Source organism: Methylobacterium nigriterrae (assembly GCF_037106235.1).
GTDB classification, from domain to species: Bacteria; Pseudomonadota; Alphaproteobacteria; order Rhizobiales; family Beijerinckiaceae; genus Methylobacterium; species Methylobacterium nigriterrae.
Map to the genome: position 1 here is coordinate 66,124 of NZ_JBAWTG010000026.1, position 7,543 is coordinate 73,666.

Consider the following 7,543-nt stretch of genomic DNA (forward strand, 5'->3'; position numbering starts at 1 on the left):
CATGCAAGTCCTGTCCGCCCTCATCCTGATCATTTGCGCCCTGATCCTTGGCGCGGGCTCCATCTTCGTGATCCCGCCCTTCCTGCGCCTGCTGATGCGGCCTCGCCCGCGCCAGTGCCTTCGCCGGCCGGCGCCCTTCCCCGCCAACGACAACCGAATCCTCAAGCCGCTTCGGAGGGCAAATTGAGCGACCGACCGTCCCTTGGCGATGAGGTGCGAGTCGCTGCCGAGATCGCCGCGCAGATCCAGGCCGCCGGCATCGACGCCGAGGATCCCGACTTCGCCACGCTGCTCGAGGCCGAGTGCGATGTCGTCGAGCGGGTGCGCCGGATCGTCCGTGCCGCCCGCTTCACCGAGGCGCAGAGCAAGGCGCTCGGCGAGATGCAGGCCGATATGCGCGAGCGCCGCGCCCGCCTCGACAGCAAAGCCGAGAGCCTGCGTCGAGCCGCGCTCTGGGCTTTGCAGGAGATGGGCCTGCCCAAGCTCCAGGCGCCCGACTTCACCGCCAGCATCGGTCATGGGCGGCCGAAAATCGTCGTCACCGACGAGGCCGCGCTTCCAGACCCGTACTTCCGCACGAAGCGCGAGGTGGACAAGGCCGCGCTGCTCTCGGCGTTGCAGGGTGGCCCCGTGCTCGGCGCCGAGCTGGCCAACCCCGAACCCATCATGACGATCCGGAGCAAGTGATGATCGAGCACAGCGCATCCATCGCCGCTCTCTCGAAAGCGATTCACGCCGCGCAGGGCGTCCTCACGGGGGTCGTCAAGGACAGCAAGAACCCGCACTTCAAGAACCGCTACGCGAGCCTTGAGGCGGTGCTGGATACGGCCCGGCCGGCGCTTCAGGCCAACGGCCTGTCAGTTACGCAGGCCCCTGGCGCCCTGGTCGAGGGCAGCATCGAGATCACCACAATGCTGATGCACACCTCGGGCGAGTGGATGCGCTCGACGCTGCATATGCCGGTGGTCAAGCGCGACCCGCAGGGCGTCGGCTCTGCGATCACCTACGGGCTTCGGTACGCCTTGATGGCAGCCCTCGGCGTGCCGCCGACCGACGACGATGACGGCGAGCGCGCCATGCCGGATCGGCCACAGCAACAGCGGCAGACCGGCCCAGCTCTGCACACCAACGGCATGGAGATCGAGCTCTCATCGTCTCAGCGCATGGCGCAGGACATGATGGCCTCGCTCTGGAAGATCTCGGGCGACCGGGCGGTTTCGCGCTGGCTCGGCCTTGAACCCGTGAAGCGCGACCCGGAGTGCCTGGATCAGGCTGACCGGCAGAAGGTCGAAGCCTTCGCCGAAGAGCGGAGGGCGATCCAGTGACCTCGCCCGCCACCCTCGCTGCCGATCGCCGGGAGGCCGGCATGCAGGCCGTCGCCGAGGCGCAGGAGCGTGATGCTCCGGGCTACGCCGATGCGGCCTACGACGCGATTATCCGCATCGCGGAGCGCCAAGCCACCGTCCATATCAACGATCTGCTTGCCGAGTGCCCTTTGCGCCCGGAAAGGCCGAACTCTGCCGGCTCGGTGTGGATGCGCGCCATCAAGGACGGCGTGATCACCTTCTCCGGTGGTGCCCGGCACTGTCTGACCGACCCGCGCAAGAACAAGCACCGGTATCCGGTCTACCTTTCCCGCCTGTTCCAGGGTTCTGAGCGCCTAGCCGCCTCTGCCCCGGCGCCGTCCCGGCAGCTTGAGATGTTCGGAGGTGGGCTGTGAGCACCGACCTCGACGCCCGCGTCTTCATTCGCCGCCCGCAAGGCTTCGTGCCGGCCGACATCATGAGCGACGAGTTCATGCAGAGGGTGCCGATCGGCCGCGAGGTGCTGCTGAGCATCCGCAAGCCCCGGAACGTGCAGCACCACCGCAAGCTGTTCGTCCTGCTGAATGTCGTCATCCAGAACACGGATCGCTGGGCAGACACCACGATCCTGCTGGAAGATCTGAAGCTCGCGACTGGGCTGTTCGAGACCCGCATCTCTGCTCTCACCGGCCTGCCTTACCCTGTCCCGGCCAGCATCAGCTTCGCAGCCATGAGCCAGGAGCGGTTCGAAAGCTGGTACGCGAAGGCCGTCCGCGTTCTGTCGGAGCATCTGGGGACCGATGTCGAGACGCTGAGCCGCGAGGCCGGCGAGCTTGTACGCGAAGCCGGTAGGGCCGCCTGATGCCCTTCGAAGACATCGGCACGACGAAGCGCCTGGCCATGTCTCAGATGCGTGTACTGCGGATCTGGGAGGCCAGCGCCGGCATCTGCTGCCTCTGCGACCGGCCGATCGATGGCACCCGCGACCGTTGGTACGTCGAGCATATCCGCGCCCTGGAGCTCGGCGGCGCCGATCTCGACGGCAACTGCGCGCCTGCCCATTACACCTGCAAGCCGGCCAAAGATGCTGACGACCACAGCCGCGCGGCCGAGGCCAAGCGCGAGAAGGCGGCTGAACTCGCGATCCCGAAGCGCTCGACGCTGAGGGGCCGCGGCTTCGCGAAGGCCGAGCGGAAACGATCTGCCAGCGTCCCCGTCAACAAGTGGTTCGGCCCATCCCTGCAGAGGACTCGCTGACATGCGCACGCTCGAGAAAGCCATCGCCATGTTCGTCGGCGATTCGATCCGGACCGCACGCCTGCGCAAGGGTGTGACACTGCGGGAGCTGGCGGACGCTATCGGCGTCGCCCTTGTCACGCTCCGCGAATACGAAGTCGGCCGCACCCTCCCGAACGAGAGCCGCCGCGCTGTCATCGCGGATGCTCTCGGCGTCCCGGCCGTGCAATTCACCCCGCCCGACCTGATCGAGGTGACCCCCGACGAGCGCGACCTCGTCTCCGCCTACCGCCGCTCGGTATGCCGGTACGGCATGCTCGCTTCGCAGCGGGTCATCGGCGCGATCTGCGAGATGCAGGGGACGCACTGATGGTGGCAGCCCCAGACTTCTCAGGCTTCGATCTGCCCACCCTGGAAGCCGGCTTGGCCGCCGCAGCGCTCCGTCAGGATCGCTACCGCCGCGAAGCGCAGAGCTTCGACTTGCCAGACGGATTCGCCGAGACCAAGCAGCACGTCGAGGCCGCGGATGCCGATGCGGCCGCCCTGGCTGATGCGGCCCGGCTCGTCTCGACGGTGCGGAGGCTCATTGCTGCTGAAGGACATCGCCGGCCTACAGCATCCGTCACGCATCTGCGTGGTGCCGAAGCCGGCTCCGCGGCCGGGGATCTTCGCGCGCACGATGGCCGCGCTCGGCCGGCATACGCCCATCACCTCATCCGAGAGCCACGATACAGCGGGGGCAGCATGATGGCCGCTCGCCCCTCCGCCTGCCAGCTTACCTCAGTGCAAAGCTGCAGCTTGCGCCGCGCGGAGAACGGCGCATACGGGTTCTGCCGCCTTGGCAATCGTTTCGCTGTCAGGGCCCTTGCCCGCTGCCTCCCCATCGGCGCTTACAAGCCGCAGAGTAGTGCGCTGCTCGACACCGCGCAAAAGCTCTCGCGCCGGCTCCTCCTCGATCCGAAGCAAGGTCTGAGCGAGATCCATATACGCGTCGCGCAGAAGGCTAAACGCAACGCTTGCCTCAGCATCATCGGTGACTTGGTCGAGATCAGGCATGGCATCGAGCCCCATTTTCACTGCCGGTTAGGCAAGAAAAACATTAGGGCGGAATGCCGGTTGGCCACAACCAACAAACGTTATTGTAGGAAGTGTACGCTCACGCCCGAAGCCGCTGTCTACCGCGGCACCGACGCCGGTGCGCTGTACACGGTCGAGCAGTGCGCCGCCTACAAGCGGCATTGGCATCCGGATGGGACTGAGTTGGCGCCGCGGCTGGAGCGCGGGTGGATGCTTGTGCTGGCGCGGATGGTGGAGCGAGTGAGGAGGGCTGCGGCATGACCACCCCCGCCTCCGCCTCTCCCGCGCCGCGGGGTTCACTCCAGCGTGCTGGCGCAGCCAATGAGCACGTGCATCAACCGCGCCGCCACCCGCGTCGTCTGCCTTGGCGAGGGTAACAGCCGGTGGCCTCATATGGCGGAGTGGTCCCCGAGCATGCGGCGACCTGCAACGATCGCATCGACGGTGCACTGGCCGAGACCATCGGCCCGAACCTCCTCCTGTAGGTGCCTGAACTGCTTGATCAAAGTCGTAACAGGCACGCTTGCTCCATCCAGCGATGCTTGCGCCAGTTCAAAGATAAGCCGGCCGAATATTTTTTGGTTCATCGTTGAAGCGAGCGTTCTCATAAGGGCAAACTTCCATCGGCTTGGATTTGTTTTTACGTACTCCAACCCCATGAGCGCTATAACCGATGCTATCCGGGACAAATTTTTTAATCGCCGCTCCCGCACCGAAACAACGCGCGGCCCCACCGACGCCCTCGACATCGGAGCCGCAGCATGACGGGCCGGATCTGCTCCGCCGCCAATTCAGGAATTGTAGGAGACAAGGGCAGCCGCGAACCTGCCGTGCTCGCGCACGAGGGCATGCGCCTGGGGCTCGCTCGTCGTAGCGCCGCCGGGGGCAGACGGCGGAATCTCGTGGACGTCATAGCTTGCCGATTCGCTGTGGCGGCTAACGTAGCCAAATCCGCGCGGCGCGCGGCCGAGCTGTTGGTCGATCAGGCAGGCCGCGTCTGCCGGCGAGATCACATTGCCGGCTCGGCCGTACCGTGCCGTGTCGCCGTAGACGTGGCCCTTTGCTCTGTCGATTACGATGAAGCGCGCCATGTCGATCCCTTCCTGGGGCTTTGCGTCCGGGCCCTGGTGTCAGCTCTTACGATGAGCAAGCGAGATCGCGTCGTGCTCGTGACGGCTGAAGGCCCGTTCGGGATCGGAGCCGCAGCATGACCGCCCGCTTGCAAGATGTCAGGCGCTACGCGAAGGCGTCTAAGGGCGTCCAATTCTCAATGTGGTTTGCGCCTATCGTCTCGCATTTTCTGACGCACCGCAGGCTTAGGGTCAGCGGCCTGCGGCTGGTCTGCGAGCCCACTGCGGACGTTCATGATCTCCGAACCGCCTGGATCGCGTGTTCGCACACGGTCCGGAATCGTTTCGTTACGCGGAGCCATGTTCGGAGACTGCTGTTGCCCTCGTTGGGGCTCGGTCGAAATTTGAGCAAGCGCGGGAACGACCAGAATTCCGAAAAACACGAAAGACATTATCGAGCGTCTCATCACAGGTTTTTCCTAGGGCTATTAATGGAAAGTGCCCCGCGAGACGTTCGGTTCCTGCCGGCAGGATACGGATTAACGTCAGCATCTGCATCCGAATCACTGCAAATCGGAGGCAGCATGAGCGCCTCCGCTAACGAGCTAACCCGGCGTCTCGGCCATAACCAGCCTCGCCAAGCGTACGGCGGCGACTTCGCCGATTGTCCGACTGGAACCGGGCATGTGGCGTTCAGTGATGCCAGGACCGCCGGCAATGGCGTCGATCCAGGAGCGAGCTGCCTGCTCAGAAGTGGCCGGCTCGCTTCTCCGGTGGGCTGCCAAAGCAAGCGCTTGGGCTGCAAGTTGTTCGGTGGCGAGATAGTACAACGCCTCCGTTACCCGCTTGTCAGACACGGCCGTATCAATTGCTGCCAAGGTATCGCGCATTGGTCCACTCCTTTGTCTTGGCCACAAGTGGCTGAGACTAGGAACGAGACAAATAGAGCACGGAAGCCCGGCCACGAGATCGAACGCGTGCTCGCCGCGGCCGGCGATGCGATCGAGCGGACGTTCGGAGGGGAGAAGCGGCGTGGCTGAATATCTGCTCACGTCAGGTCAGGCAGCAGAGCGGCTCGGGATCTGCACCCGCACTCTACGCGGTCTCGTGTCAGACGGGGCTCTGCCCTTCATCGTCACCGGCCGCGGCTTGCAGCGGAAACACCGGATGTTCCACCCTGACGACATCGCCGCATTCGTAGAGGCACGGAGGGAACGCGAATGTCGACCCATAAGCCAAAAGGCCGACCGTACTACCTCTACGATTTCTGGCTGCAGGGTCATCGATTTCACGGCACCACGAAGTGCGCCTCGAAGCGGGACGCCGACCTCTTCGAAAAGGTCAGGCGGAAAGAAGCTGCCGACGAGCTTAAGGCCGCGGCAGCGCTCGGCCGAGAGCCGATGACATTTGGCGTTGCCGCCACCCGGTACTGGGACGAGGTTGGGCAGTTCGCGGCAACACAGGACGACATCTGGCGCACCCTCGCGTGGCTGCAGCGCGAGATCAGCGCGAACCGGCGCATCGCCAGCATCAACGACGGCGTGGTGATTCGGCTGAGGACGGCGCGGCGCCAGGAGACCACGAAGCAGGGCAAGGTGGTCGCCCCTGCCACAGTGAACCGCACCCTTGAGGTCCTGCGCAGCATCGTGGCCCGAGCGAGCAAGCTCTGGGGCGAGCCGGTCGCGCCGATCGACTGGCGCCGGCACATGATGAAGGAGCCCGACGAGCGCGTGCGGGAGCTGCGCGGCGACGAGGAGGCTGCCATGTTCGCGGCCCTCCGGCCCGACTACCACGCGATCGTGCGCTTCGCGCTGCTCACCGGCTGCCGCCTGAACGAATGCGTCACGCTGCGCTGGAAGGACGTGGATTGGGGCGGCCGGCAGATCTGGATCCTGGGCAAGGGCAACAAGCTCGCACCGATCCCGCTGCCGCCTACCGTGCGCGAGCTGCTCTGGCCGCTGCAGGGCGAGCACGACGAGTTCGTGTTCACCTACGTGGCTGAGCGCACGCGCGGCGCCCGGCGCCACGGCCAGCGCTACCCCATCACCTACGAGGGCCTGAAGACGGCCTTCCGCCGGGACGTGAAGCCGGCCGTTCCCGGCTACCGCTTCCACGACAACCGCCACACGGCCGCGACCCGAGTGCTGCGCGCCTGCGGGAACCTGAAGGTCGCCCAGAAGATGCTCCGGCACGCCGATATCACCACCACGGCGAAGTACGCCCACGTCATGCATGACGACGTGCTGGAGGCGATGGAGAAGGCTGCGAGGGCCAGTCAGGCTGGCCATCCTGCGGCCGACGAAGCCAAGGGGGTGGTCAATGAAGGGTAAGGTCAATCTCTGGCGTGTCTGCGCAGATGGGACGTGTGCGAAGCCGCCCTTCATTTATTTCATCCAGTCCGAGAAGTTCGTGAAGATCGGCTGGACCATGGGACCGCCGGAGCGCCGCGCGCTCATGGCGCAAACGTACAATCCGCATCAGTGTTTTCTCATGGGAGCGATCGCCGGTGGAGCCGACGACGAGTTGTGGTGGCACACAACCTTCGAGGATCTGCATGTTCGGGGCGAATGGTTCAGGCTCACCGACAAGTTGCGTTCGACTATCCTGTTCGCGCTGAAGCGAGGGGTCGAGATCAACCGGCCCCGGCCGCTAAAAAAGGCGCGAGTGCAGCGGGTGCGCGAGCTGCGGCGAGAGCGGCTGACCGCGCTGGATGCAGGATCCGTTACAGCCGATCCCGTCGTTTTTCACGACGGAGACGCGAGCGACCAAATTTTATTGAGTTCTGGCAGGGACTTAGAATGATAGGCCAGCGGGTCCCAAACCAGGTGCGCTACCAGACTGCGCTACACCCCGACA

13 protein-coding genes and 1 pseudogene are annotated in these 7,543 nt (G+C 65.1%); 11 read left to right on the forward strand and 3 right to left on the reverse strand.

Features of this window, described 5'->3' with window-relative positions; genetic code table 11:
* Position 1: 1 nt before the first annotated feature.
* From WDW90_RS15665 to WDW90_RS15700, 8 genes are read left to right on the forward strand one after another with little or no spacing between them, the layout of a single operon-like run.
* Positions 2-187, forward strand: coding sequence for a hypothetical protein (locus WDW90_RS15665; RefSeq protein ID WP_336488329.1), 186 nt, complete (start codon positions 2-4; stop codon positions 185-187).
* Positions 184-687, forward strand: coding sequence for a siphovirus Gp157 family protein (locus WDW90_RS15670; protein ID WP_336488330.1), 504 nt, complete (start codon positions 184-186; stop codon positions 685-687). The genes WDW90_RS15665 and WDW90_RS15670 overlap by 4 nt, the downstream gene beginning before the upstream one ends.
* Complete coding sequence (locus tag WDW90_RS15675) at positions 687-1,325, forward strand: ERF family protein (RefSeq protein ID WP_336488331.1); 639 nt, start codon at positions 687-689, stop codon at positions 1,323-1,325. Before WDW90_RS15670 ends, WDW90_RS15675 begins: the two co-directional genes overlap by 1 nt.
* A complete protein-coding gene (locus tag WDW90_RS15680; RefSeq protein ID WP_336488332.1) occupies positions 1,322-1,720 on the forward strand; it encodes a hypothetical protein in 399 nt (132 codons plus the stop codon). Before WDW90_RS15675 ends, WDW90_RS15680 begins: the two co-directional genes overlap by 4 nt.
* Positions 1,717-2,166 (forward strand): DUF1367 family protein, encoded by a 450-nt coding sequence (locus WDW90_RS15685; RefSeq protein ID WP_336488333.1) that lies wholly within the window; start codon positions 1,717-1,719, stop codon positions 2,164-2,166. The genes WDW90_RS15680 and WDW90_RS15685 overlap by 4 nt, the downstream gene beginning before the upstream one ends.
* Entirely contained in the window at positions 2,166-2,561 is a 396-nt protein-coding gene (locus WDW90_RS15690; protein ID WP_336488334.1) for an HNH endonuclease, read from the forward strand. Before WDW90_RS15685 ends, WDW90_RS15690 begins: the two co-directional genes overlap by 1 nt.
* A gap of 1 nt (position 2,562) precedes the next feature.
* On the forward strand, positions 2,563-2,910 hold the full coding sequence (locus tag WDW90_RS15695) for a helix-turn-helix domain-containing protein (protein ID WP_336488335.1): 348 nt from the start codon (positions 2,563-2,565) through the stop codon (positions 2,908-2,910).
* A complete protein-coding gene (locus WDW90_RS15700) occupies positions 2,910-3,878 on the forward strand; it encodes a hypothetical protein (RefSeq protein WP_336488336.1) in 969 nt (322 codons plus the stop codon). The genes WDW90_RS15695 and WDW90_RS15700 overlap by 1 nt, the downstream gene beginning before the upstream one ends.
* A 128-nt stretch (positions 3,879-4,006) precedes the next feature.
* Here WDW90_RS15700 and WDW90_RS15705 read toward each other — a convergent pair whose 3' ends face one another.
* The 3 genes from WDW90_RS15705 to WDW90_RS15715 all read right to left on the reverse strand — a co-directional run bounded on the left by WDW90_RS15705 (position 4,007) and on the right by WDW90_RS15715 (position 5,577).
* Entirely contained in the window at positions 4,007-4,225 is a 219-nt protein-coding gene (locus tag WDW90_RS15705) for a hypothetical protein (RefSeq protein WP_336488337.1), read from the reverse strand.
* Positions 4,226-4,408: 183 nt separating this feature from the next.
* On the reverse strand, positions 4,409-4,708 hold the full coding sequence (locus WDW90_RS15710) for a hypothetical protein (RefSeq protein WP_336488338.1): 300 nt from the start codon (positions 4,706-4,708) through the stop codon (positions 4,409-4,411).
* A 584-nt stretch (positions 4,709-5,292) separates the two neighbouring features.
* Entirely contained in the window at positions 5,293-5,577 is a 285-nt protein-coding gene (locus WDW90_RS15715; protein WP_336488339.1) for a hypothetical protein, read from the reverse strand.
* A 106-nt stretch (positions 5,578-5,683) separates the two neighbouring features.
* Between WDW90_RS15715 and WDW90_RS40725 the strand changes: the two are divergent.
* The 3 genes and pseudogenes from WDW90_RS40725 to WDW90_RS15725 form a co-directional block, all read left to right on the forward strand.
* Positions 5,684-5,887, forward strand: a pseudogene (locus WDW90_RS40725) (helix-turn-helix domain-containing protein); the annotation flags it as partial.
* Between the two features lie 20 nt (positions 5,888-5,907).
* Positions 5,908-7,017 (forward strand): tyrosine-type recombinase/integrase, encoded by a 1,110-nt coding sequence (locus tag WDW90_RS15720; RefSeq protein ID WP_336488340.1) that lies wholly within the window; start codon positions 5,908-5,910, stop codon positions 7,015-7,017.
* A complete protein-coding gene (locus WDW90_RS15725; RefSeq protein ID WP_336488341.1) occupies positions 7,007-7,489 on the forward strand; it encodes a GIY-YIG nuclease family protein in 483 nt (160 codons plus the stop codon). The genes WDW90_RS15720 and WDW90_RS15725 overlap by 11 nt, the downstream gene beginning before the upstream one ends.
* The last annotated feature ends 54 nt before the right edge of the window (positions 7,490-7,543 follow it).

What these genes read in the sequence shown, in the direction of transcription:
- WDW90_RS15665 (WP_336488329.1), top strand. Translation starts at nt 2, where the DNA reads ATGCAAGTCCTGTCCGCCCTCATCCTGATCATTTGCGCCCTGATCCTT.
- WDW90_RS15675 (WP_336488331.1), top strand. Translation starts at nt 687, where the DNA reads ATGATCGAGCACAGCGCATCCATCGCCGCTCTCTCGAAAGCGATTCAC.
- WDW90_RS15690 (WP_336488334.1), top strand. Translation starts at nt 2,166, where the DNA reads ATGCCCTTCGAAGACATCGGCACGACGAAGCGCCTGGCCATGTCTCAG.
- WDW90_RS15695 (WP_336488335.1), top strand. Translation starts at nt 2,563, where the DNA reads ATGCGCACGCTCGAGAAAGCCATCGCCATGTTCGTCGGCGATTCGATC.
- WDW90_RS15700 (WP_336488336.1), top strand. Translation starts at nt 2,910, where the DNA reads ATGGTGGCAGCCCCAGACTTCTCAGGCTTCGATCTGCCCACCCTGGAA.
- WDW90_RS15705 (WP_336488337.1), bottom strand. Translation starts at nt 4,225, where the DNA reads ATGAGAACGCTCGCTTCAACGATGAACCAAAAAATATTCGGCCGGCTT.
- WDW90_RS15710 (WP_336488338.1), bottom strand. Translation starts at nt 4,708, where the DNA reads ATGGCGCGCTTCATCGTAATCGACAGAGCAAAGGGCCACGTCTACGGC.
- WDW90_RS15715 (WP_336488339.1), bottom strand. Translation starts at nt 5,577, where the DNA reads ATGCGCGATACCTTGGCAGCAATTGATACGGCCGTGTCTGACAAGCGG.
- WDW90_RS15720 (WP_336488340.1), top strand. Translation starts at nt 5,908, where the DNA reads ATGTCGACCCATAAGCCAAAAGGCCGACCGTACTACCTCTACGATTTC.
- WDW90_RS15725 (WP_336488341.1), top strand. Translation starts at nt 7,007, where the DNA reads ATGAAGGGTAAGGTCAATCTCTGGCGTGTCTGCGCAGATGGGACGTGT.